This is a genomic window from Kitasatospora sp. NPDC088264, from assembly GCF_040685715.1.
Taxonomy (GTDB): domain Bacteria; phylum Actinomycetota; class Actinomycetes; order Streptomycetales; family Streptomycetaceae; genus Kitasatospora.
On sequence record NZ_JBFBIR010000025.1, the window covers coordinates 56,493 to 78,697 of the forward strand.

The window sequence follows — 22,205 nt, forward strand, 5'->3', positions numbered from 1 at the left end:
ACATCGCGCGGCTTGCGCTGCCGCCCGGCAGAGTCGGGCGTCCGCCTAAGCTGAAGCACCACGGCGGACCGCCGAGCGCCCTTTCACGGAATCGACACCACAGGCCATCGGGGGACTTTCATGGAGTTTCGGGAGACGCCGCAGACCCCTGCGCTGCGCTTCCAAGTCCTCGGTCCGGTCCAGGCCTGGCTCGACGGCAAGCCCCTTTCCCTCGGATCTCCCCAGCAACAGGCAGTTCTGACCACCCTTCTGCTGCATTCCGGACGCCCGGTCACCACGCAGGACCTGGTCGACGCACTCTGGGGCGAGCGGCACCCGGCCCAGGCGGTGGCGGCACTGCGCACCTACGTCTCCCGCCTGCGCTCCGTCATCGAGCCCCGGCGGGAGGTGCGCCGGCCCTCCGAACTGCTGATCTCGGTCGCCGACGGCTACGCGCTGCGCATCCCCGGCGAGGCCCTCGACCTGACGGTCTTCGAACGGCTCTGCGCCGAGGCCGCGTCCGCCCGGGCCTCGGGCGACAAGCACGAGGCGCACCGGCTGCTGGCGCGGGCGCTGGACCTGTTCAGCGGCCGGCCGCTCACCGGCATCCCCGGCCCCTACGCCGACACCCAGCGGCTGCGGCTCGCCGAACGGCAGGTGGCCGCCGCCGAGGAGCTGTGCGCCGTCGCCCTCGACATCGGCCTGCACGCCGAGATCGTCGGCGAGCTGAACGGCCTGACGGCCGAACACCCGCTGCGCGAGCGCCTGAGCGAGCTGCTGATGCTGGCGCTGTACCGCTGCGGGCGCCAGGCCGAGGCGCTCGGCGTCTACACCGACACCCGCAAGCTGCTGATCGAGGAGCTCGGGGTCGAACCCGGAGCCGGCCTGTCCGCGATGCACGCCCGCATCCTGGCGGCGGACCCGACACTCGCCCTCCCGGCCGTACCCACCCCGGCGAGCCGTGAGGACGGTCCGGCCGCTCCCCCGGCGCCCGCCCAACTCCCGGCCGACGTATCGGACTTCAGCGGCCGAACCGACCTGGTGAGCGACCTCTCGACGGTCCTGATGAACGCCACCGGCCAGGCCGTGGTGGTGACTTCGCTGGCCGGTATCGGCGGGGTCGGGAAGACCACCCTCGCCGTCCACGTCGCCCACCGCGTCCGCGGCGAGTTCCCGGACGGGCAGTTGTACGTCGACCTGCGCGGCGCCGGCACCTCGCCGGCCGACCCGGTGGCCGTCCTGGGCGACTTCCTGCACGCGCTCGGCGTCACCGACAGCCCCGACTCGCTCGAACAGCGCGCCGCCCTCTACCGGTCGCTGCTCGCCAGCCGGCGGATGCTCATCCTGCTCGACAACGCGCGCGACGCCGAGCAGATCCGACCGCTGATCCCCGGCGTCTCCGGCTGCGCCGTGCTCGCCACCAGCCGCTCCCGGCTGGCCGGCATCCCGGGTGCACAGTTGTTCGACGTCGAGGAGCTGACCCCGAACGAAGCGCTGGCACTGTTCTCGGCCATCGTCGGCGAGCAGCGGGTCGCCGCCGAACCGGAGGCGGCCATGCAGGTGGTCACCGCCTGCGGGTTCCTGCCGCTCGCCGTCCGCATCGCCGCCGCCCGGCTGGCCAGCCGTCCGCGCTGGAGCGTCTCCGACCTGGCCAGACGGTTAGCCGACCAGCGGCGGCGACTGGACGAACTCCAGCTCGGCAACCTCGCCGTGGAGACCACCATCGGACTCGGCTACGGGCAGCTCTCGACGGACGAGGCCCGTGCCTTTCGGCTGCTCGCCCTGATCGACTCCCCGGACATCCCGCTGCCCGCCGCCGCGGCGCTGCTCGGCGCGAACGAGTACACCGCCGAGGACCTCGCCGAGGCGCTGGTCGAGGCGAACATGCTGGAGTGCTTCACCCCCGGCCGCTACCGCTACCACGACCTGCTCCGGCTCTACGCCCAGCGGCAGAACGAGCGGATCGGGGACACCACGGAGCAGGAGCGGGCGGTGCTGCGCCTGCTCGACCTGCTGATCCCGACCGTCCGCAACGCGGCCCAGGTGATCGAGCCCGACGACCAGCTCCCGGAACCGCTCAACCCCCTGGGCTCGTCAGGCCTGGATCTGCCGACGAGCCGGGACGCCCGGCAGTGGCTGCGGACGGAGATCACCTTCCTGCTCAGCGCCGTCGAGGCGGCCGTGCGAGGACCGGACTTCGTGCTGCGCCCGGCCGTCGACCTGCTGATCGTCCTGAACAGCCTGGTCAGGGATCCCACGCACGGCTCGCGGATGCGCCGGTTCCTGGTGACCGCCGAGCGCAACGCCGCCGCCTACGGAGACGCTGCCGCCCTGGCCCGGGTGCACTTCGCCTTCGGCACGCTGCAGTCGATCACCAATGACTTCCAGGGCGCCGAACAGTCGCTCCGCAAGAGCCTGACCCTCCAGCGCTCCGACGACATGACGATCCTGCGGTCGGCGGCGAGCAACGACCTGGGGATCATCCTCAGCCTGACGAACCGCCCCGCCGAAGCCATCCCGCTCTTCGAGCAGGCCCTCGGCATCAGCCGGGTGGTCCGCGTTCCGATCAACGAGGCCCGGCTGCTCGGCAACATGGCGCGGGCACAGCTCAAGCTGGGCGACACCGAGACCGCTGTCCGCTCGGTCATCGAGGCGGTGGCGACGGCCCGGACGTCGAGGAACGGTCCCTGCCTCGCCGACACCCTGTACCAGACCGGTGTGGTGCTCGCCGCCACCGACGAGCCGAGGGCGGCGGTGGGCTACCTGCGAGAGGCTCACCAGCTGTTCCAGGCCCAGCAGAATCCGCTCTGGGAGGGCTACACCCTCGCCCGCCTGGCCTCCGCCCTGCTCGCCGCCGGACAGCACACCGAGGCGGCCGAAGCGGCCGACGAGTCGCTCGTGATCGCCCAGGAACTGGACTCCGCCTACTGCCAGGGCCTCGCGAACGCCACCCTCGGCGAGTCGCTGCTCGCCCTGGCCCAGCCGGCCCGCGGACTCGCCTGCCTGCGCGAGGCGCACGCGATCTTCACGCGGCTCGGTGTGCCGGAGGCCTCCCCCGTGGCGGACCTCATCTCCCAACAGCACACCGAGCCTCCCCCATCTTCCCCAGCGCCGTAGGTCTCCGCCCCCCGGCAGAGCCCCTACCCCCGTTGTGCGCGTCGGCGCCCCCGCAGCCCCCCGGCTGCGGGAGCGCCCTCAACGCTTCCCCGGCGCTGGACTCCACTCTGCACCCCGGCGATTGACGTTCGATAAACGCCCGACGGCCGGCCCTCGCCCCGGCGAAACCGCAGGTCAGCCGTTCCACCACGGCGCGCCATGCGGCGCGCGGAGCCCGCGCGCACCACCCCCGCCCGCACCGTCGTGCTTCCGCAACCCCGTCCACACCGGCCCAAGCATGACGAGTTGGCTGGAAAGGGACCCCATGGCGCAGAGATCACGCATATTCTCAGATGCCAGTACACACACGAGTGTCTGCCGGCAACGTGTGGGCCGGCGAGGCAGGACGGGCGCCGGGGCGGACGGCATCCCGCTCCCGTGCGGCCGCGTGCAGCCGGCCGGAGGCCACGGGTGGAAGGGTGCCTCTCAATCGTGACGACCGGACAGATATCCGACTCGTTCCCCGTCGACGAGGACGCGGGAGACGACGGGCCCGACGTGCGGCGGCGCCGGGCGGCGCGTGCCCTGCAAGCCGTCGCCTTCGACACCATCGGCGCCGGGTACGGCGAGGCGTTCCCGGCCAAGGACGGGCAGCTGGCCTGCGGACGGCAGCTGCTGGCCGAGCTCGAACCCGGCGCGCGGGTGCTGGACGTGGGCTGCGGCACCGGGGACCCGACGGTCCGGCAGCTGGTCGCGGGCGGGCTGCGGGTGACCGGGATAGACCTCTCGGACGTGATGCTCTCGCTGGCCCGGCAGGCCCGGTTCCCGGGCGAACACCCGCCGGAGTTCCATCGGATCGACCTGTTCGATCTGGCCACCGAGCGCGCCGGGCAGGTCTGGAACGCCCCCGGGCTGGGGCCGCTGGGCAAGGACGGGTTCGCCGCCGTCACCGCGTTCTTCTCCCTGATCCTGCTGCCGCAGGACGAGATCCCGACCGTGCTCGCGCGGCTGCGCGAACTCCTCCGGCCGGGCGGACTGCTGGCGCTCGGTATGGTCGAGGCGGATCTGGATCACGTTCCGCTTCCGTTCCTTGGCAGAGAGCTGCGGATCAGTGGGTATCTGAGGGAGGATCTGGAGCGGGTTCTCGTCACGGCGGGCTTCGCCGTCGAGGAGTGCTCGGGGCATCCGTACGCGCCGGCCAGCACCACGCTGCCGCCGGAGGAACAGCTGTTCCTGTGCTGTCGACGCGTCGGCTGACCCACCGCACGGCAGCAGGGCCCGCCAGCAGGACACCGCAGACCACCACAGAGACCACACCGAATCCAGGACAGGCAGCCGTGCGCGACCAGCTCAAGACCGAGGCCGGACAGCCGGCTGCCGTCCCGGGCCAGCGCGGCCTGCCCCTGGCACCGGCACCGGCACCGGCACACCAACCGACCGCGCGCCCGGAGCGCGAGGACGTGGCGGGCCGGCTCGGCTACCTCGACCTGGCCACCCGGCGGATCAACAGCGCGCTCGACCTGTCCGCGACGCTGCGCAACATCGGCCGGGTACTCGTTCCCACGCTGGCCGACGCCGCCGTGGTCCACCTGCGCGATCCGCTGCCCAACGTCGAGCGCGAGCCCGGCTTCCCGGACGAGCTGCGGATCCACCACAGCACCGGCACCCGGATCGGGCGACGCGGCCGACCGAGCGGCGCGGACGACCGGCACCGCTCCCGGTACGGCTCCCGCTCCACCGCCGACACCGGCCCCGCCACCCCGGTGACCCGCGGCGGGGCGCTCGCGCACGCCCTGCTGAGCCGCCGCCCCGCCGAGTCCGCGGTGCTCGGCACGCCCGGCGCCGAACGCACCGAGGCGCTGCTGCGCGAGCTGTACGGCACCCGCGGGCTGGCCCGCCTGGCCGCGGGCACGTCGGTGCTGGCCCTGCCGCTGCGCGGCCGCAAGGCCGTGCTCGGCCTGCTGGTGCTGATCCGCCGCCCTCCTGAACGCACCGGCCGGCCCGCCTTCGACGCCGCCGACACCGCGACCGCCGCGCACCTCGCCACCCAGGCGGGGCTGGCGGTGGACACCGCCCTGCGGTACGCCCGCGAGTGGGAGATAGCCAACGAACTCCAGCGCAGCATGCTGCCGTTGCGCCTGCCGCAGCCGCACGGCGTCCGCCTCGCCCAGCGCTACCTGCCGGGCGAGCGCGGCGCGCAGGTCGGCGGCGACTGGTACGACGCCGTGCCGCTGCCCGGCAACCGGGTCGCCCTGATCGTCGGCGACGTGATGGGCCACTCGCTCACCTCGGCCGCCATCATGGGCCAACTGCGCACCAGCGCCCAGACCTTGGCCGCCCTCGACCTTCCGCCGCACGAGGTGCTCTACCACCTGGACGAGCAGGCCCAACGGCTCGGCCGCGAACAGCACCTGGCGACCTGCGTGTACGCGGTGTACGACCCGATCGCCAACCGGGTGGTGCTGGCCAACGCCGGGCACGTCCCGCCCGTCCTGGTCCGGCCGGACGGCACCGCCGAGTTGGTGGAGCTGGACTCCGGGGCCCCGATCGGGGTCGGCGGGGTGGACTTCAACTCGGTCGAACTTCCCGCCCCGCCCGGCTCGGCCCTGCTGCTGTTCACCGACGGCCTGGTGGAGACCCGCAGCCGCCCGATCAGCGACGGCCTGGAGGTCCTCCGCGCCCGGATCGCCGCCGCCCGCTGGCAGTCCCCCGAGCAGCTGTGCCAGGAGGCGCTGCGGATCCTGCCGCCCGGCGACCGCGGCGACGACATCGCCCTGCTGGGCGCGTGCTTCGACGGCATCCCGGCCGGGGACGTCGCGCACTGGTACCTCCAGCCGCGCAACGAGACGCCCGGCCGGGCCCGCCGGCTGGCCGCCCACACGCTGCGCCGCTGGGGGCTCGGCGAGCTCAGCGAGGCGACCGAGCTGATGATCAGCGAGCTGGTGACCAACGCCGTCCAGCACGCGACCCGCCCGGTCACCCTGAGCCTGGTGCGCACCACTCGGCTGCGCTGCGAGGTCGGCGACGACAGCCCGCTGCTGCCGCGGCCGCGCCGTACCGGGCTGGAGGACGAACGCGGTCGCGGCCTGCAGATAGTGGCCCGGTGCGCGGACCGCTGGGGCGCCACCCGGCTGGGCACCGGCAAGGTGGTCTGGTTCGAGCAGCGACTGCCCCAACCGCCCGTCGAGCAGCGGCTACCGTAACCACCCGTAACCACCCGCAGCCGCCCGTCGAGCAGCGGCTGCCGCGGCGCGCGGGCGCCCGACGGGAGCGGCCCGCCGAGCGCCCGGGAGCGGTTCAGACCCCGGCCGGCTCCTTCACCGGATGCTGCTCCAGCCGCGCGATCAGCTGCTCGCCCTCCATGTCGACCCGCGGCACGACCTTCTCCAGCCTCTTCGGGAACCACCAGGCGGCCTTGCCGAACAGCGCCATCGCGGCCGGCACCAGCGCCATCCGCACCACGAAGGCGTCCACCAGCACGCCCACCGCGAGGGCGAAGCCGATCGGCTGCACGATCGGGTCGTGGCCGAAGACGAACGAGCCGAACACCGACACCATGATCAGCGCCGCCGCCGTGACCACCCGGGCGCCGCTGCGCACCCCGGCCACCACGGCGTCCCGCGGCGCCTTCCCGTGGACGTACTGCTCCTTCATCCCGGAGACCAGGAACAGCTCGTAGTCCATCGCCAGCCCGAACAGCACGCCGATCAGCAGGATCGGCACGAAGCTCACCACCGGCCCGACCTTCGGCACGTCGATCAGGCCGTCCAGCCAGCCCCACTGGTAGACCGCGACCACCGCGCCGAGCGAGGCGGTGATGCTGAGCAGGAAGCCGGCCACCGCCTTGAGCGGGACGAGCACCGAGCGGAACGCCAGCGCCAGCAGCACCACCGCGATGCCGACGATCACCGCGAGGAACGGCGGCAGTGCCTGGCCGAGCTTGGTGGAGACGTCGATGTTGGCGGCGGTGGTACCGGTGACGGCGATGTCCGCGCCGGTCGAGGTCTTGAGCGGCGCGCGCTGGTCGCGGATCTCGTTGACCAGTGTCCTGGTGCCGGCGTCGTCCGGTCCGGTCTGCGGGATGACGGTGAGCAGGGCGGTGCGCCCGGCCTGGTCGACTGCCGGGGGCAGCAGTGTCCGCACGCCCGGCAGGGTCTGCAGCCTGGCCGCCACCCCCTGCACCGCCTGCTCCGGCTGCGGCACGCCCCCGGCGTCCACGACGACCACCAGTGGCGCGTTGAAGCCCGGCCCGAAGCTCTCGCCGACCAGGTCGTAGGCCTTGCGCGCATCGGTGCCGGCGGCCTGCGAGCCGCCGCCCGGCAGGCCGAGCCGGAGGCTCGCAGCGGGCACCGCGAGCAGGCCCAGTCCGGCCAGTCCGACGAGCAGCACGGCCAGCGGGCGGCGGACCACGAACCGGCCCCAGCGCTCGCCCAGGGTGGTGCGGCTGCCGGTGCGCAGCGCCCGCTTCCAGACCGGCAGCCGGTCGATGGCGCGGCCGGCGAAGCCGAGCAGTGCGGGCAGCAGCGTGATCGCGACCAGGACGGCCACCACGACGGCGCCGGAGGCGGCCAGGCCCATCACGGTCAGGAAGGGGACGCCGGCGACGGCGAGCCCGGCGAGCGCCACGACCACGGTGAGGCCGGCGAAGACGACGGCGCTGCCGGCGGTGGCGGTGGCGCGGGCGGCGGCCTCGTCCGGCTCCAGGCCCTCGTCCAGGTGGCGGCGGTGCCGGGAGAGGATGAACAGCGCGTAGTCGATGCCGACGGCGAGACCGACCATCAGGGCCAGCACCGGCGCGGTGGTGATGATCTCGAACGAGCCGGACAGCGCCATGATCGCGGCCATCGCCACACCGACCCCGACCAGCGCGGTCAGCAGCGGCAGCCCGGCGGCGACCAACGAGCCGAGGGTGATCACCAGGACCACCCCGGCGACGGCCAGACCGATCGCCTCGCCGCCGTCGACCTGCGCCATCCGGTTGTACGCGTCACCGCCGAAGGCGACGTCCAGCCCGGCCGCGCGGGCCGGTTCGGCGGCGGCCTTGACGGCCTCGCGCTGCTGGTCGGTGACGTCGGCGAGCTTGTGGTCGAAGGAGACCAGGGCGATCGCGACCCGGCCGTCCGGTGAGACGGCGTGGGTGGCGTACGGGTCGGGCACGGCGGCCACGCCGGGGACGGCGGTGATCCGGGCGACCGCCTCGCTGACCGCCCTGCCCGCCTCGGGCGTGGTGGCGCCGCCGGGCGCGGGGGCCGCGAAGACGACCTGGGCGGAGCCGTGGCCCTGCTCCGGGAAGGTGTCCTTGATCCGGTCCAGGGTGGTCTGCGCCTCGGTGCCCGGCACCTTGAACTCGTCGCTGGTCTTGCCGGCGAAGGCACCCGCGGCCCCGCCGATCGCGATCAGCACCGCGATCCAGACCGCCAGCACCGCCCGCCGTCTCCGGAAGCAGTAGCGGCCCAGTCGGTAGAGGTGCGTGGCCATGGGTGACCCCTCGGTCAGGTCGTCGGGCAGGCAGGTGCCTGAACAGGTCGCGGTCCACCGTACGCGCAATATTGTCAGGCGACAAAGTTGGTCGACAGAATCAAGTGACGGAATCATTCGACGCAGTTATCCGACCATGGCGATACCCTGGCTGGATGGCTCATGTCCCCGCCTCCGAACGCCGACCGCAACTGGTCCAGGCCGCCCTCGACCTGATGACCCGGGAGGGGGTCGCCGCCGGCAGCACCCGGGCGATCGCGGCCGAGCTGGGCGTGGCGCAGGCGACGGTGCACTACACCTTCGGCACCAAGAAGGACCTCTACCGGGCCGTCGTCGAGCAGCTGACCGCCGAGTTCATCGGCCACGTCCGCGCCGCCTACCCGGGCGACGGCTCCTTCGGCGAACAGGTCGCCACGCTGGTCCACGCGCTCTGGGAGAGCTCGACCGGCGCGGACGGGCGCTGCGCGCTGCTGGGCGAGTTCGCGGCGCTGGCGATGCGCGACCCGGACCTACAGGAGATCATGCGGGCGCTCCAGCACGGGATCGAACGCACCGCGGCGGAGATGCTCACGACCCTCGCCGAGGCGCACGGCCTCGAACTGGCCATGCCCGCCGAGGAGATCGCCGTCCACTTCCTCACCGGCTTCGACGGTCTCACCGACCGCTACCTGGCCCTGCGCGCGCCCGGCGAGCAGCCCGACCACGGCACCCTGCGGGCCCTGGACCTGCTGGTGGCCACCACGGTCGGGCTCTGCCTCGGCGCCCCGGCGAAGCCGTGAGGCCGTAGGACCGCAGGCCGCTAGGAGGCGATCCGGACCGGGAGTTCGGCCAGCACCTCGCGCAGCGCGGCCGCGAAGCGCTCGTACTCGGTGCTGCGGGCCGAGCCCGGGCGGGTGGCCAGCCCGATCCGGCGGCCGGGGGCCGGGGCGGCGAAGCGGACGGCGGCCAGCCGGTCGGTGCGGCCGGCCTCGACGTCCAGCGCGGTGGCGGGCAGCAGCGTCACCCCGAGGCCGCCGGCGACCAGTTGGACCAGGGTGGACAGGCCGGCCGCGCGGGTGGTGGAGCCCCCGGGATCGGCACCGACCTCACGGCAGATGTCGAGGGCCTGGTCGCGCAGGCAGTGGCCCTCCTCCAGCAGCAGCACGTCCAGGTCGAGCAGCACGTCGCGCGGGACGTCGATCCGCCCGGCGAGCGGGTGCTCGGGCGGGGTGACCAGGACGAAGTCCTCGTCGAACAGCGGGATGTCGCGGGTCGGCGAGGTACCGCCGGCCGGGAGCGCGAGCAGCAGGACGTCCAGCCGCCCGGCGGCCAGCCCCTCCAGCAGCGCGGGGGTGCGCTCCTCGTGGACGTGCAGCTCCAGCTCCGGGAAGCGGTCGCGGACCAGCCGCAGCACGGTGGGCAGCAGGTAGGGCGCGACGGTCGGGATGACGCCGAGGTGCAGCGGCCCGGTGAACGGGCGGCGGGCGGCCTCGACCTCCTCGGTGAGGGCTTGCAGCGAGGCGAGCACCCGGCGTGCGTGCTCGCGCACGCGCTCACCCAGGGGGGTGATAATCACCCTGCGCGTCGTACGCTCGACCAGCTGCGCGCCCAGCGACTCCTCCAGTGCCGCGACCGCCCCGGACAGGGCCGGCTGGCTGGTCCCGGTGGCGGCGGCGGCCTCCCGGAAGTGCCGGTGCTCGGCGACCGCGAGGAAGGCCTTGAGCTGGGCGACGGTCGGCGCCCGGGGGCTGCGGACTGTGGCGCTCGCCACAGCGGCCTCGGGTTTGGCGGCGGCGACCCTGCGGGGGCGGGGCCGCGACGTGGGCGGTTCGGTACTGATAGCCATCTCCGATCAGACACATCAAGTGTAGCTATTTCCCTGATCAGTCCACGATGTGGAAACGTAGGGCGTGTCCGGAATCCGGACAAAACTCCCCTCAGTCTCACTTCAGGAGAAGCGAACGTGCTCACGATCGGTGACAAGTTCCCCGAGTTCGAACTCAACGCCTGCGTCGACCTGGACGCCGCGAACGCCTTCGCCGAGATCAACCACAAGTCCTACGAGGGCAAGTGGAAGATCGTCTTCTTCTGGCCGATGGACTTCACCTTCGTCTGCCCGACCGAGATCGCCGCGTTCGGCAAGCTGAACGACGAGTTCGCGGACCGCGACGCCCAGATCCTCGGCGTCTCCGGCGACTCCGAGTTCGTGCACCACGCCTGGCGCAAGGACCACAAGGACCTGCGCGACCTGCCCTTCCCGATGCTGGCCGACGTCAAGCACGACCTGATGCGCGCCTGCGGCGTCGAGGGCGCCGACGGCACCGCCCAGCGCGCGGTGTTCATCGTCGACCCGAACAACGAGATCCAGTTCGTCATGGTGACCGCCGGCTCCGTCGGCCGTAACCCCAAGGAGGTCCTGCGGGTGCTGGACGCCCTGCAGACCGACGAGCTGTGCCCGTGCAACTGGACCAAGGGCGAGGACACCCTCGACGCCCAGGCCCTGCTGGCGGGCTGACCCATGGCCCTCGACGACCTGAAGGCCGCCCTCCCGGACTACGCCAAGGACCTCAAGCTCAACCTGGGCTCGGTCATCGGCAACTCCGACCTCCCCGCCCAGCAGCTCTGGGGCACCGTGCTGTCCTGCGCGATGGCCACCCGCAGCGCCGCCGTGCTGCGTGAGCTGGAGCCCGAGGCCAAGGCCAACCTCTCCCCGGAGGCGTACACCGCCGCCAAGGGCGCGGCCGCGATCATGGGGATGAACAACGTCTACTACCGGACGCTGCACCTGCTCTCCGACAAGGAGTACAGCACGATGCGGGCCGGTCTGCGGATGAACATCATCGGCACCCCGGGCGTCGAGAAGGTCGACTTCGAGCTCTGGTGCTTCGCCGTCTCGGCCATCAACGGCTGCGGCCAGTGCCTCGACTCGCACGAGGCCGTGCTGCGCAAGGCCGGCGTCGAGCGCGAGGTCGTCCAGGCCTCGATGAAGATCGCCGCCGTCCTCCAGGCCGTGGCGGGCGTCCTCGACTCCGAGGCCGCCCTCGCCGCCGCCGGCGCCTGACGGACCCCGCACCAACGCCGACGGGCCCTCCCGGACACCACGTCCGGGAGGGCCCGTCGGCGTTGCGCTTCGGCCTCAGCCGTCCCCGGCCGGGGCGGCGGAGGTCCGGCCCGCGGCCTCGCGGGCGGCCTCCATGGCGGTGAAGACGGCCTGGCCGGCCTCGTTGCGGCGGCGCAGGTGGGTGATCACGGTGTTGGTGACGGCGATCAGCGGGACGGCCACCACCGCACCGCCGATGCCGCCGATGATGCCGCCGGCCGCGACGCCGAGGACGACGCCCAGCGGGTGCACCCGGACGGCCCGGCCGAGGATCAGCGGCTGCAGGATGTGGCTCTCGATCTGCATCACCGCGACCAGCACGATCAGCACCATCAGCGCCGTCCACGGCCCCTCGGTGACCAGGGCGATCAGCATCGCGACCGTGCCGGTGACGAGTGCGCCGACCAGCGGGACGAAGGCGCCCAGGAAGATGATCACGGCCAACGGCATCGCCATCGGCACGCCCAACAGGTCGATGCCGATGCCGATGCAGACCGCGTCGATGAAGGCCACGCAGACGGTGCCGCGCACGTACGCGGTGAGCGTCGCCCAGGCCTTCGGGCCGGCTCCGGCCATGGCGAAGCGGGAGTGCCGGGGCAGTCCGCGCAACGCCCAGTTCCAGATCCGCGCGCCGTCGTAGAGGAAGAAGAAGGTGGTGAAGAAGGCCAGCGCCACGGCGGTCAGCACCTCGACGGCGATCTGCGCGCCGGTCAGGCTGGCCGAGGTGATCTGGTCGGTGTTGGTGGTGATCGCCTTGCCGATCTGGTCGGCGTAGTCGTTGATCTGCTGCTGGGTCAGGTGCAGCGGCCCGGTGCTCAGCCAGTCCCGCAGTTGGTCGACGCCGTCCTTCACCTTGCTGGTGACCGTCGACAGGTTGGTGGACACCTGCCAGACCACGAACCAGCCGACCAGCCCGATTCCGGCCAGACCGCTCAGGAACACCCCGCCCGCCGCCAGCGAGCGCGGCACCCCGTGCCGGCGCAGCCAGGAGACCGTCGGCTCCAGCAGCGCGGAGATCAGCAGCGAGGCCAGCACCGCGAAGGCGACCAGCCGCAGCATGTCGACGATGTAGAAGACGACGTAGAGCGCGCCGCCGAGCAGCAGCAGCCGCCAGGTCGACTCGGCGGCCACCCGCAGCCCCCAGGGCACGGCCTCGGCCGGGGTGGCCGGCCGGCCGGGGTGGTACTCCCGCGCCAGGCCGGGCGGTGCGGCCGGCGCGGGGGCCGCCGGGGCGGCGGCCGGTACAGCGGCGGGTTCGACCCGCGGGGCCGGCACCGGATCGGGCGCCTCGGCCAGTGCGGGGACGGCGAGCTCGTGCGGGTCGGCCGCCATCGCGGCACGCCGGCGCCGTTCGATCACGGCGGCCGCGCTCGCCACCACGGCCATGCCCTTGGCCACGGCCTTGAAGGCCTTTCCGCCCCGCGCCATCCTCGCTACCACCGCTCCCCTGCTGAGCCGCCGTGCCCGGCGGTACGCCGTGGGTCCCGCCACGGCCGTCAGGGATGACGCTACCCGGCGGCGGCCCGGCGAGTCCGGCCCCCGCCGGGTTCGGCTCGAACAACCTCGCCATCAAACCGGGGCAAACCGTCAGGTTTCAGATGGTTTCGGACCGGGATCGCTGGGGAGGAGTCGAAACGAGGCCCCCGGGGAGAGCGAGGTCTCGGACCACGGACCAACTGTCGGCGGACCGGCCGGTGCGGGAAGCGACCAGGACCCCTTCCCGCGCCCCGCGTCCGCACCGGGTCCGCACCGCCCGCAGGCGCACTGGTCAGCGCAGCCCGGGCGGCGCGGCCCGACCCGGCTCCCGGTGGGCGGGAACGCGACGGCCCCCGGTCGCTCGTCGGGCGGGACGAGCGGCCGGGGGCCGTACGGGAGAGTCCACCGCCGGGCGGTGGCGGCTCCTAGTACCAGTTGTGGGACTGCCAGAACGACCAGGCGCCACAGGGGCTGCCGTAGCGGCTGTTCATGTAGCCCAGACCCCACTTGATCTGGGTGGCCGGGTTGGTGCGCCAGTCGGCACCGGCCGAGGCCATCTTGGTGCCGGGCAGCGCCTGGACCAGGCCGTACGCGCCGGAACTCCGGTTGGTCGCGGTGTAGTCCCAGCCGCTCTCGCGCTTCACGATCTGACTGAAGCACTGGAACTGGGCGTCGTCACCGACGACCTGCCGGGCGATGTCCTGGACGGATCCGGGGCTGACCGAGACCGGCGGGGCGCTGTTGTCGGTGGCGGCCATCGCCGAACGCGCCTTGGAACGGTTGGCAGCGGCCTCGTCGGCCTTGCGCTTGTCCTCGGCGGCCTTGGCAGCCTTGTCCGCGTCGGCCTTGGCCTGGGCATCGGCCTTCGCCTGGGCGTCCGCGGCGGCCTTCTGGCGCGCGGCCTCCTCGGCGGCCTTCTGCTCGGCGGCGGCCTTGGCCGCGGCGTCGGCGGAGGCCTGCTGGGCGGATGCCTGCTGGCCGATGTTGTCACTGATGGTCTGCGCCTGGGCGCCAGAGGGGACTTCGGCAAGCAGGGTCGCGCCCGCGACGTCGACCGTCTGCGTCGTCTTGCCCTCGCTGCCCGAGGCCACACCCACGACGGCACCGACAGCGGTGACGGCGGTGGCGGAGGCCACAGCGACTCCCCGGACCGAGATCCGAGTCACATGGATTCCTTCCAGCATCGCCCACGCGTGACCGTGCGGGCGCAACATGCCCCTTGGCACTAACCTCCGCAGGTGCTCTGGTCACGGGAGGTGCTGGCCCGGCGTCCGGCCGAGGTGAGGCGACCGGGCGTTGGAATCGGGCGGCGTACGGCTCATCGGTCTTCAATTGTGCGTCCACCGACCGGAGTTGGTGGACCATCCGGGCCCGGACTCGTGGAGTCCGGAAGCCCTGCCACGCCGTACGCGGGGCCTGACAGAACCCTCACCATGCCGCACCGGACGCTGTCGACGCAATTCCCGTTCGCGTGGCGCACGTCACATTCACCGCACGGGAGTTCCCCGGGCGGAAAGCACTCGATGTGATGAAAGGGGTGAGGGCCCGCCCCGTCAGGAGCGGGCCCCACACCAAGAGTTGACCGTATTGTCCGACTATGTCCCGGTCAGGGGCGAATCACGGGTGGATGTCCTCCAGCATCTCCGTGACCAGCGCCGCGATCGGCGAACGCTCCGAGCGGGTGAGCGTGATGTGCGCGAAGAGCGGATGCCCCTTCAGCTTCTCCACCACCGCCACCACGCCGTCGTACCGGCCCACCCGGAGGTTGTCGCGCTGCGCCACGTCGTGGGTGAGCACCACCCGCGAACCCTGGCCGATCCGGGACAGCACCGTCAGCAGGACGTTCCGCTCCAGCGACTGGGCCTCGTCCACGATCACGAAGGCGTCGTGCAGCGAGCGGCCCCGGATGTGGGTCAGCGGCAGCACCTCCAGCATCCCCCGGGAGATCACCTCCTCGATCACGTCCGGGGTGGTGACGGCGGAGAGGGTGTCGAAGACCGCCTGCGCCCAGGGGCTCATCTTCTCCGTCTCGGAGCCCGGCAGGTAGCCGAGCTCCTGCCCGCCGACCGCGTACAGCGGCCGGAAGACCATCACCTTGCGGTGCTGCCCCCGCTCCAGCACCGCCTCCAGCCCCGCGCACAGCGCCAGCGCGGACTTGCCGGTGCCCGCCCGGCCGCCCATCGAGACGATGCCGACGTCCGGATCGAGCAGCAGGTCCAGCGCCACCCGCTGCTCGGCGCTGCGCCCGCGCAGTCCGAACGCCTCGCGCTCGCCGCGCACCAGCCGGACCCGGCCGTCGCCGGTCACCCGGCCGAGCGCCCGGCCGCGCTCCGAGGTGAGCACCAGCCCGGTGTGCACGGGCAGCTCGTCCGCCCCCTCGACGTCCACCGCGGCGTCGTGGCCGGCCGCGAACAGCGCGTCCACCTGCTCCGCCGGGACGTGCAGCTCGGACATCCCCGTCCAGCCGGAGGTGATGGCGAGCTCGGCCCGGTACTCCTCGGCGAGCAGGCCCACCGAGCTGGCCTTGATCCGCAGCGGCAGGTCCTTGGAGACGACCGTGACGTCGTACCCCTCGGCCTGGAGGTTGCGGGCGACCGCGAGGATCCGCGAGTCCGCCTCGCCGCCGCCGACCCGGTAGCCGGCCGGCAGTATCGACAGGTCGGAGTGGTTGAGCTCGACCCTGATGGTGCCGCCGAGCTCGCCGACCGGGATCGGCTCGTCGAGCCGGCCGTGGCGGATGCGGTAGTCGTCGAGCAGTCGCAGCGCCTGGCGGGCGAAGTAGCCCAGCTCCGGGTGGTGCCGCTTGGCCTCCAGCTCGGTGACGACCACCACCGGCAGGACGACCTCGTGCTCCTCGAAGCGGGTCATGGCGAGCGGGTCCGCCAGGAGCACGCTGGTGTCGAGAACGTACGTGCGCCGGTCTGGCGTCCGGCGGCTCTTGGAACTGACCACTAGGCCTCCAGAGCGGATGACCCTGCGTCATCCGCGGCAAGCCGGCCCCCGCTGCCCCGGTGGCCTCGGGACCGGACTGCCTGGAGTATTCCCAGGCGAGGGGCGGTGCATTCGCGCCCCCGGCGAACTGACGGATCATTGCCGGTGAACGTTTGGCCTCACGAGGGCTCCGGGTAGGCCAGCCCTACGGCGGTCACTTCACCCGTTCAGAGGCCCAGTCGCCGGTTGCGCTGCTCGAACGCCCGCAGCGCCCGCAGGAAGTCGACCTTGCGGAAGGCCGGCCAGTACGCCTCGCAGAAGTAGAACTCGCTGTGCGCGCTCTGCCAGAGCAGGAAACCGGACAGGCGCTGCTCGCCCGAGGTGCGGATGATCAGGTCCGGGTCGGGCTGGTTGCGGGTGTAGAGGTGCTCGGCGATGTGCTCGACGTCGAGGATCTCGGCCAGTTCCTCGATCGAGGTGCCGCGCCCGGCGTGCTCCTGGAGCAGCGAGCGGACGGCGTCGGCGATCTCGTGCCGGCCCCCGTAGCCGACCGCGACGTTGACCGTGATGCCGTCGATGTCGGCGGTCTCCTCGGCGGCCCGCTTGAGCACGTCGGCGGTGTGCTGCGGGAGCAGGTCCAGTGCGCCGACCGGGTGGACCTTCCAGCGGCGGGCGGCGGCCAGCCCGGTGACGGCGTCCTCGATGATGCCCAGCAGCGGGACGAGCTCGTCGGCGGGGCGGTCGAGGTTGTCGGTGGAGAGCATCCAGAGGGTGACGACCTTGACGTGGGTCTCGTCGCACCAGCCGAGGAACTCGCTGATCTTGTCGGCGCCGCGCTGGTGGCCGTACACGGTGGTGCCCCCGGCGGCCTTCGCCCAGCGGCGGTTGCCGTCCAGGATCACGCCGATGTGGTGCGGGGTGCGGGCGAGGTGGACCTCGACCCGGCGGCCGTAGAGCCCGTACATCCCGCCCAGCAGGGTACGCAGACCCGGCGTCCGTTCGGCGACATCGCGCAGACCCATGATTCCCGGCCCCTCCGTGCTCGTTCAGCTGGTGCGTCAACGCCCCGGCGCAGCCTACTCCGGCGGGCAGGCACACGGTAAAGCCGCAGGTAGCGGTCTGGTCACGGTCCTGTACGGAGTCCGCCCCGGCGGGCGTGTCGCGGGCCTTGCCCGACGGCTCCGACGGCGGACACGGAACGGTCTCCGAATCCTTAAGGAATCCGTAAGCCGACTGTCCAATGCTTGACGACCGGCAATGGTCTAGTCCAGCTTTTGATCCAAGGCGGAACGAACCCCACGGCCCCGCCCCACCCCCACGCACCACCGTGCACCACCATGCACCGCCGCGGTCGCCCACCCCCAGGTACGACGACCCCACGCACCACGACGGACCTCCCCTCCCCCACACGCGGCCGCCGCGCCCCCCACCGCGGCGGCCGCTCCCTCCCCAGGAGCGTCACCCCATGGCCCGTACGCTGAACCAGCCCGCGCACAAGCGCCGGCGCAGCCCCCTCCCGGCCGTCGCGGCCGGCGCCACCGCCCTCGCCCTGGCCGGCGGCGGCCTGGCCCTCTTCGCCGGCGGCGCCAGCGCGGCCGTCGGCAACCTGGTCACCAACGGCGGCTTCGACAGCGGGCTGGGCGGCTGGAACTGCGCCGGCGCGGCGACCACCGTCTCCTCCCCGGCCCACTCCGGCACCGGCGCGCTACAGGCCACCCCGGGCGCCGGCGACACCGCCGAGTGCACCCAGACCATCAGCGTGCTGCCCAACACCAGCTACACGCTGAGCGCCTGGGTCCAGGGCCCGTACGTCTACCTCGGCGCGCGCGGCACCGGCGGCACCGACCCGTCCAGCTGGTCGAACCAGAACAGCTGGAACCAGCTGTCCTCCACCTTCACCACCGGCGCGAACGCCACCAGCGTCACCGTCTACCTGCACGGCTGGTACGGCCAGAGCGCCTACCTCGCCGACGACGTGAGCCTGATCGGCCCCGGCGGCCCCTCCACCCCGAGCCCGACCGCCACCGCCACCCCGTCACCGACCGCCACGGCCACCGCGACCTCCTCCCCCACCGCGACCGGCACGCCGACGGCCACCGCGACCCCGACCGCCACCGCGACCGCGACCGCGACCGCGACGCCGACCCCCACGGCCACCGCGACCGCCACCACCCCGCCGGTCACCGGCCTGCCCGCGCACGCGGTCACCGGCTACTGGCAGAACTTCGACAACGGCTCGACCCCGCAGCGCCTCGGCGACGTGCAGAGCGCCTACGACATCATCGCGGTGTCCTTCGCCGACGCCGTGCCCACCCAGACCGGCGCGATCAGCTTCACCCTCGACCCCGGCCTGTCCAAGGCCCTCGGCGGCTACAGCGACGCACAGTTCCGCGCCGACATCAAGGCCAAGCAGGCGGCCGGCAAGAAGGTCGTCCTCTCCATCGGCGGCCAGAACGGCGCGATCACCGTCGGCGACGCCACCGCCGGCAACAACTTCGCCAACAGCGCCTACGCGATCATCAAGGACTACGGCTTCGACGGCATCGACGTCGACCTGGAGAACGGCGTCCAGGCCGGCCCGCTCGGCAACGCGCTGCACACCCTCCAGGCCAAGGTCGGCCCCGGCTTCATCCTGACCATGGCGCCCGAGACGATCGGGATGTACAGCACCGCCGGCGCCTACTTCCAGCTGGCGCTGAACACCAAGGACATCCTCACCGTCGTCAACACCCAGTTCTACAACTCGGGCGGCATGAACGGCTGCGACGGCAAGGTCTACAACCAGGGCACCATCGACTTCATCACCTCGCAGGTCTGCACCCACATCCAGGGCGGCCTGCGGCCCGACCAGGTCGGCATCGGCGTCCCCGCCTCCGCCAAGGCGGCCGGCGGCGGCTACGTCTCGCCGACCGTGGTGAACAACGCGCTGGACTGCCTGGCCACCGGCAACAACTGCGGCAGCTTCGTCCCGCCGGCCAAGTGGCCGACCATCCGCGGTGCGATGACCTGGTCCACCAACTGGGACGCCAACAACGGCAACGCGTTCTCCAACGCGGTCGGCCCGTTCGTCCACAAGATGCCGTAACCCCCCACCGCCAATCCCCCACCGGCGCGCCGCTCCTTGAGGGTGGGGCCTGCGCGCCGGCGGCGGGGCCCGCCGTACCCGACCCGGTACGGCGGGCCCTCCCGCGTCCGGGCCCGGTAGCGCCAGGTCCGGTCCGGCCCCCGGGCCCAGGCACCACCTGTGGCGTCGCGGTGGCACGGGAAGTCCGGCCTCCCGGGCCCGGGGGCTACCGGGCCAGCACCGCCAGCAGCGCGCCGAGCAGCAGGAACGGTCCGACCGGGACGTCGAGCCCGCGCACCGGGCGCCGGCGGGCCAGCGCGACGGCGGCCCGCAGGATCGCCCAGAGCCCGGCGAGCACCACCGCGGCGAACAACCCGGCGACCGCCACCGGCCAGCCGTACCAGCCGAGCAGCCCGCCCAGGGCGAACCCCAGCGGCGAGTCACCCGGGCCCAACGCGCCGATCCAGACCGCCAGTTCGAGCAGGGCCCCGACCGCGAGGGCCACCAGCAGGCAGCGCAGCAGCACCCCCGGGCGCCCCGCGGCCAGCGCCGCCACCGCCAGCAGGGGGGCCACCCCGCCGACCAGCGGCAGGGTCAGCCGGTACGGCAGCCGGCGCACCCGGGCGTCGACGAAGCCGAGCACCACGCCGAGCCCGGCCGCCCAGCCCAGCGCCGCGGCCGACGGCCCGTCCGCCGCGTACGCCAGCCCGGCGGCGACCACGGCCGCCACCAGCTCCACCGACCAGGCGCCCGCGCCCAACCGCTCCCGGCAGCCCGGACAGCGTCCGGTGGGCGGCAGCAGTCGCACCTCGCGCCCGCACAACGGGCAGGCACCGCACCAGGGTTCGCCCTCCGGCACGGCGAACCTGGCGACCAGCCCGCGCAACAGCGGAGCCACCAGAAATGCGGCCAGCACCGCGCCGACTGCGGCTAGCATCACCGGCGCACCCCCTTTTCGATCAACGCCTGCACGCCCGTGCGGCACCCGGGAACCGGGCGGGGCGCACCGACCACATCATCCAACGGGGGAACGACCATGACGAAGACCCAGTCCATCCGGAGAATCGCGGCCGGCCTGCCGGCGGCGGCGCTCGTCCTGGCGCTGTCGGCCTGCGGGCCGGACAACGCCGACCCGGCGGCCGTCCCGAGCGCCCCGGCCGCGCCGCCCACCGGCACCGCCGGGGCCTCCACGGCTCCCGGCACCCCGACCGGCACCCCGACCGGCTCCGCGGCCTCGACCGCCCCGGCCACCCCGACCGCCCCGACCGCCCCGGCCGGACCGCAGCCGTCCGTCACCGCCGGCGGCAACAACGTCACCCAGGTCAGCTACGACCGCCCGCTGCCGCTCGGCAGCGCCGGCCGCTACGTCGGCAAGAGCTCGGTGGTGGACGCCGCCGCGGTCTCGATCGTCAAGGGCACCGCCGCGGAGATCGCCCCGCTCAACCTCCCGTCGACGAGCACCGGCGGCAAGACGCCGTACTACGTCACCGTCTCCTTCACCAACCGCACCGGCGCCCCGCTGGCCGAGGACGCCTACATGATGCGGGTCTGGGTGAAGCCCAAGGACCACTCGGCGGGCGCGCTGCCGGCCGCGACCCTGCAGAAGGCGATCCCGCAGTGCGACACCCGGTCGCTGGTCACGCTCGCGGACGGGCAGTCCGTCAAGCTGTGTGCCGTCTATCTCGTCCCGAACGAGACCCCGCCCAGCTTCCTCACGTACGGGAACATCCTGGACACCGCGCCCCTGGTTTGGAAGGTCGGCTGACACCCCCGCCTGCCGATCCAAGGAGGCCGCTCCGGGCGGTTCGGTGCGCGTCCCGGGACGCGCACCGAAGTGCCCGGAGGTGCCCCTAAAGTAGGCAGGCATGCAGGTCATCCAGTCCAGCAAGCTCGCCAATGTCTGCTACGACATCCGCGGCCCGGTACTCGACGAGGCGATGCGACTGGAGGAACAGGGCCACCGCATCCTCAAGCTCAACACCGGCAACCCCGCCGTCTTCGGCTTCGAGGCGCCGCCGGAGATCCTCCAGGACATCCTGCGCAACCTCTCGACCGCGCACGGGTACGGCGACTCCAAGGGCCTGCTCGCCGCCCGCCGCGCGGTGGTCATGCACTACGAGGACCGCGGCCTGCACGGGCTGAGCGTCGAGGACGTCTTCCTCGGCAACGGCGTCTCCGAGCTGATCCAGCTGGCCATGACCGCGCTGCTGGACGACGGCGACGAGGTGCTCGTCCCGGCGCCCGACTACCCGCTGTGGACCGCCTCGGTCTCGCTGGCCGGCGGCACCGCGGTGCACTACCGCTGCGACGAGCAGGCCGAGTGGTACCCGGACCTCGCCGACATCGAGGCCAAGGTCACCGACCGGACCCGGGCCATCGTGGTGATCAACCCGAACAACCCCACCGGCGCGGTCTACCCGCGCGAGGTGCTGGAGGGCATCGTCGAGATCGCCCGCCGGCACCGGCTGGTGGTCTACGCGGACGAGATCTACGACAAGATCCTCTACGACGACGCCGAGCACGTCCCGCTGGCCACCCTGGCGCCCGACCTCTTCTGCGTCACCTTCAACGGCCTGTCCAAGGCGTACCGGGTCGCGGGTTTCCGCTCCGGCTGGATGGTGCTCTCCGGCGACCGGCAGCGGGCCCACAGCTATATCGAGGGCCTGGCCGTGCTGGCCTCGATGCGGCTGTGCGCCAACATGCCCGCCCAGCACGCGGTGGCCGCCGCGCTCGGCGGCCGGCAGTCGATCCGCGACCTGGTGCTGCCCGGCGGGCGGCTGCTCGCCTCGCGCGACGCGGCGTACCGGCTGCTCAACGAGATCCCGGGGGTCAGCTGCGTCAAGCCCAAGGGCGCGCTGTACGCGTTCCCGCGGCTGGATCCGAAGGTCTACAAGATCAAGGACGACGCCCAGATGGTGCTGGACCTGCTGCGCTCCCAGCGCATCCTGCTGGTCCAGGGCACCGGCTTCAACTGGCCCGAGCCGGACCACTTCCGGCTGGTCACGCTGCCCCGGGCGGAGGAGATCACCGACGCGGTGACCAGGATCGGCGACTTCCTGAGCGGCTACACCCAGCCGTAACCCGGAACGGCCGCACCCAGCC

General features: G+C 72.9%; 16 protein-coding genes. 9 read left to right on the plus strand and 7 right to left on the minus strand.

Going from position 1 to position 22,205, the window contains the following annotated elements; all coding sequences use genetic code 11:
• Nucleotides 1-120: 120 nt before the first annotated feature.
• The 3 genes from AB0O82_RS20740 to AB0O82_RS20750 all read left to right on the plus strand — a co-directional run bounded on the left by AB0O82_RS20740 (nt 121) and on the right by AB0O82_RS20750 (nt 6,278).
• Nucleotides 121-3,096, plus strand: a complete 2,976-nt coding sequence (locus AB0O82_RS20740; RefSeq protein WP_363585448.1) for a BTAD domain-containing putative transcriptional regulator — start codon at nt 121-123, stop codon at nt 3,094-3,096.
• 471 nt (nt 3,097-3,567) lie between these two features.
• Complete coding sequence (locus AB0O82_RS20745) at nt 3,568-4,332, plus strand: class I SAM-dependent methyltransferase (RefSeq protein WP_363585449.1); 765 nt, start codon at nt 3,568-3,570, stop codon at nt 4,330-4,332.
• Between the two features lie 80 nt (nt 4,333-4,412).
• The gene (locus AB0O82_RS20750; RefSeq protein WP_363585450.1) at nt 4,413-6,278 is read left to right on the plus strand and encodes an ATP-binding SpoIIE family protein phosphatase; all 1,866 of its coding nucleotides are present in this window, start codon (nt 4,413-4,415) and stop codon (nt 6,276-6,278) included.
• A 94-nt stretch (nt 6,279-6,372) separates the two neighbouring features.
• Here AB0O82_RS20750 and AB0O82_RS20755 read toward each other — a convergent pair whose 3' ends face one another.
• Complete coding sequence (locus AB0O82_RS20755) at nt 6,373-8,553, minus strand: MMPL family transporter (RefSeq protein ID WP_363585451.1); 2,181 nt, start codon at nt 8,551-8,553, stop codon at nt 6,373-6,375.
• 155 nt (nt 8,554-8,708) lie between these two features.
• Here AB0O82_RS20755 and AB0O82_RS20760 point away from each other — a divergent pair, with 155 nt between their 5' ends.
• On the plus strand, nt 8,709-9,332 hold the full coding sequence (locus tag AB0O82_RS20760) for a TetR/AcrR family transcriptional regulator (RefSeq protein ID WP_363585452.1): 624 nt from the start codon (nt 8,709-8,711) through the stop codon (nt 9,330-9,332).
• Nucleotides 9,333-9,352: 20 nt separating this feature from the next.
• Here the strand turns inward: AB0O82_RS20760 and AB0O82_RS20765 are convergent, their stop codons facing one another.
• Nucleotides 9,353-10,378, minus strand: a complete 1,026-nt coding sequence (locus AB0O82_RS20765; RefSeq protein ID WP_363585453.1) for a LysR substrate-binding domain-containing protein — start codon at nt 10,376-10,378, stop codon at nt 9,353-9,355.
• A gap of 117 nt (nt 10,379-10,495) precedes the next feature.
• On the opposite strand from AB0O82_RS20765, the gene AB0O82_RS20770 reads away from it, so the two are divergent.
• Together AB0O82_RS20770 and AB0O82_RS20775 are read left to right on the plus strand one after the other, a co-directional pair.
• The gene (locus AB0O82_RS20770) at nt 10,496-11,047 is read left to right on the plus strand and encodes a peroxiredoxin (RefSeq protein WP_063347991.1); all 552 of its coding nucleotides are present in this window, start codon (nt 10,496-10,498) and stop codon (nt 11,045-11,047) included.
• 3 nt (nt 11,048-11,050) lie between these two features.
• Nucleotides 11,051-11,593: an alkyl hydroperoxide reductase gene (locus tag AB0O82_RS20775; RefSeq protein WP_063347992.1), complete on the plus strand. Its 543-nt coding sequence runs from the start codon at nt 11,051-11,053 to the stop codon at nt 11,591-11,593.
• 75 nt (nt 11,594-11,668) lie between these two features.
• Here AB0O82_RS20775 and AB0O82_RS20780 read toward each other — a convergent pair whose 3' ends face one another.
• The 4 genes from AB0O82_RS20780 to AB0O82_RS20795 all read right to left on the minus strand — a co-directional run bounded on the left by AB0O82_RS20780 (nt 11,669) and on the right by AB0O82_RS20795 (nt 17,061).
• Nucleotides 11,669-13,060 carry an AI-2E family transporter gene (locus tag AB0O82_RS20780; RefSeq protein WP_363585454.1) on the minus strand — a complete coding sequence of 464 codons (1,392 nt, stop codon included), beginning with the start codon at nt 13,058-13,060 and terminating at the stop codon, nt 11,669-11,671.
• A 473-nt stretch (nt 13,061-13,533) separates the two neighbouring features.
• On the minus strand, nt 13,534-14,292 hold the full coding sequence (locus AB0O82_RS20785) for a transglycosylase SLT domain-containing protein (RefSeq protein ID WP_350879965.1): 759 nt from the start codon (nt 14,290-14,292) through the stop codon (nt 13,534-13,536).
• Nucleotides 14,293-14,725: 433 nt separating this feature from the next.
• The gene (locus AB0O82_RS20790; RefSeq protein WP_063347994.1) at nt 14,726-16,060 is read right to left on the minus strand and encodes a PhoH family protein; all 1,335 of its coding nucleotides are present in this window, start codon (nt 16,058-16,060) and stop codon (nt 14,726-14,728) included.
• Nucleotides 16,061-16,266: 206 nt separating this feature from the next.
• The gene (locus AB0O82_RS20795; protein ID WP_208869076.1) at nt 16,267-17,061 is read right to left on the minus strand and encodes an isoprenyl transferase; all 795 of its coding nucleotides are present in this window, start codon (nt 17,059-17,061) and stop codon (nt 16,267-16,269) included.
• A gap of 443 nt (nt 17,062-17,504) precedes the next feature.
• Here AB0O82_RS20795 and AB0O82_RS20800 point away from each other — a divergent pair, with 443 nt between their 5' ends.
• Nucleotides 17,505-19,124, plus strand: a complete 1,620-nt coding sequence (locus AB0O82_RS20800) for a glycosyl hydrolase family 18 protein (RefSeq protein WP_363585455.1) — start codon at nt 17,505-17,507, stop codon at nt 19,122-19,124.
• A 205-nt stretch (nt 19,125-19,329) separates the two neighbouring features.
• Here the strand turns inward: AB0O82_RS20800 and AB0O82_RS20805 are convergent, their stop codons facing one another.
• Nucleotides 19,330-20,040: a prepilin peptidase gene (locus AB0O82_RS20805; RefSeq protein ID WP_363585480.1), complete on the minus strand. Its 711-nt coding sequence runs from the start codon at nt 20,038-20,040 to the stop codon at nt 19,330-19,332.
• A 99-nt stretch (nt 20,041-20,139) separates the two neighbouring features.
• Between AB0O82_RS20805 and AB0O82_RS20810 the strand changes: the two genes are divergently transcribed.
• Nucleotides 20,140-20,868 carry a hypothetical protein gene (locus AB0O82_RS20810; protein ID WP_363585456.1) on the plus strand — a complete coding sequence of 243 codons (729 nt, stop codon included), beginning with the start codon at nt 20,140-20,142 and terminating at the stop codon, nt 20,866-20,868.
• A gap of 100 nt (nt 20,869-20,968) precedes the next feature.
• Nucleotides 20,969-22,183: a pyridoxal phosphate-dependent aminotransferase gene (locus tag AB0O82_RS20815; RefSeq protein ID WP_350879977.1), complete on the plus strand. Its 1,215-nt coding sequence runs from the start codon at nt 20,969-20,971 to the stop codon at nt 22,181-22,183.
• Nucleotides 22,184-22,205 lie beyond the last annotated feature (22 nt).

Coding starts and splice junctions, on each gene's coding strand:
- AB0O82_RS20740 (WP_363585448.1), top strand. CDS start 121: ATGGAGTTTCGGGAGACGCCGCAGACCCCTGCGCTGCGCTTCCAAGTC.
- AB0O82_RS20755 (WP_363585451.1), bottom strand. CDS start 8,553: ATGGCCACGCACCTCTACCGACTGGGCCGCTACTGCTTCCGGAGACGG.
- AB0O82_RS20760 (WP_363585452.1), top strand. CDS start 8,709: ATGGCTCATGTCCCCGCCTCCGAACGCCGACCGCAACTGGTCCAGGCC.
- AB0O82_RS20765 (WP_363585453.1), bottom strand. CDS start 10,378: ATGGCTATCAGTACCGAACCGCCCACGTCGCGGCCCCGCCCCCGCAGG.
- AB0O82_RS20775 (WP_063347992.1), top strand. CDS start 11,051: ATGGCCCTCGACGACCTGAAGGCCGCCCTCCCGGACTACGCCAAGGAC.
- AB0O82_RS20780 (WP_363585454.1), bottom strand. CDS start 13,060: ATGGCGCGGGGCGGAAAGGCCTTCAAGGCCGTGGCCAAGGGCATGGCC.
- AB0O82_RS20785 (WP_350879965.1), bottom strand. CDS start 14,292: ATGCTGGAAGGAATCCATGTGACTCGGATCTCGGTCCGGGGAGTCGCT.
- AB0O82_RS20795 (WP_208869076.1), bottom strand. CDS start 17,061: ATGGGTCTGCGCGATGTCGCCGAACGGACGCCGGGTCTGCGTACCCTG.
- AB0O82_RS20800 (WP_363585455.1), top strand. CDS start 17,505: ATGGCCCGTACGCTGAACCAGCCCGCGCACAAGCGCCGGCGCAGCCCC.
- AB0O82_RS20805 (WP_363585480.1), bottom strand. CDS start 20,040: ATGCTAGCCGCAGTCGGCGCGGTGCTGGCCGCATTTCTGGTGGCTCCG.
- AB0O82_RS20810 (WP_363585456.1), top strand. CDS start 20,140: ATGACGAAGACCCAGTCCATCCGGAGAATCGCGGCCGGCCTGCCGGCG.
- AB0O82_RS20815 (WP_350879977.1), top strand. CDS start 20,969: ATGCAGGTCATCCAGTCCAGCAAGCTCGCCAATGTCTGCTACGACATC.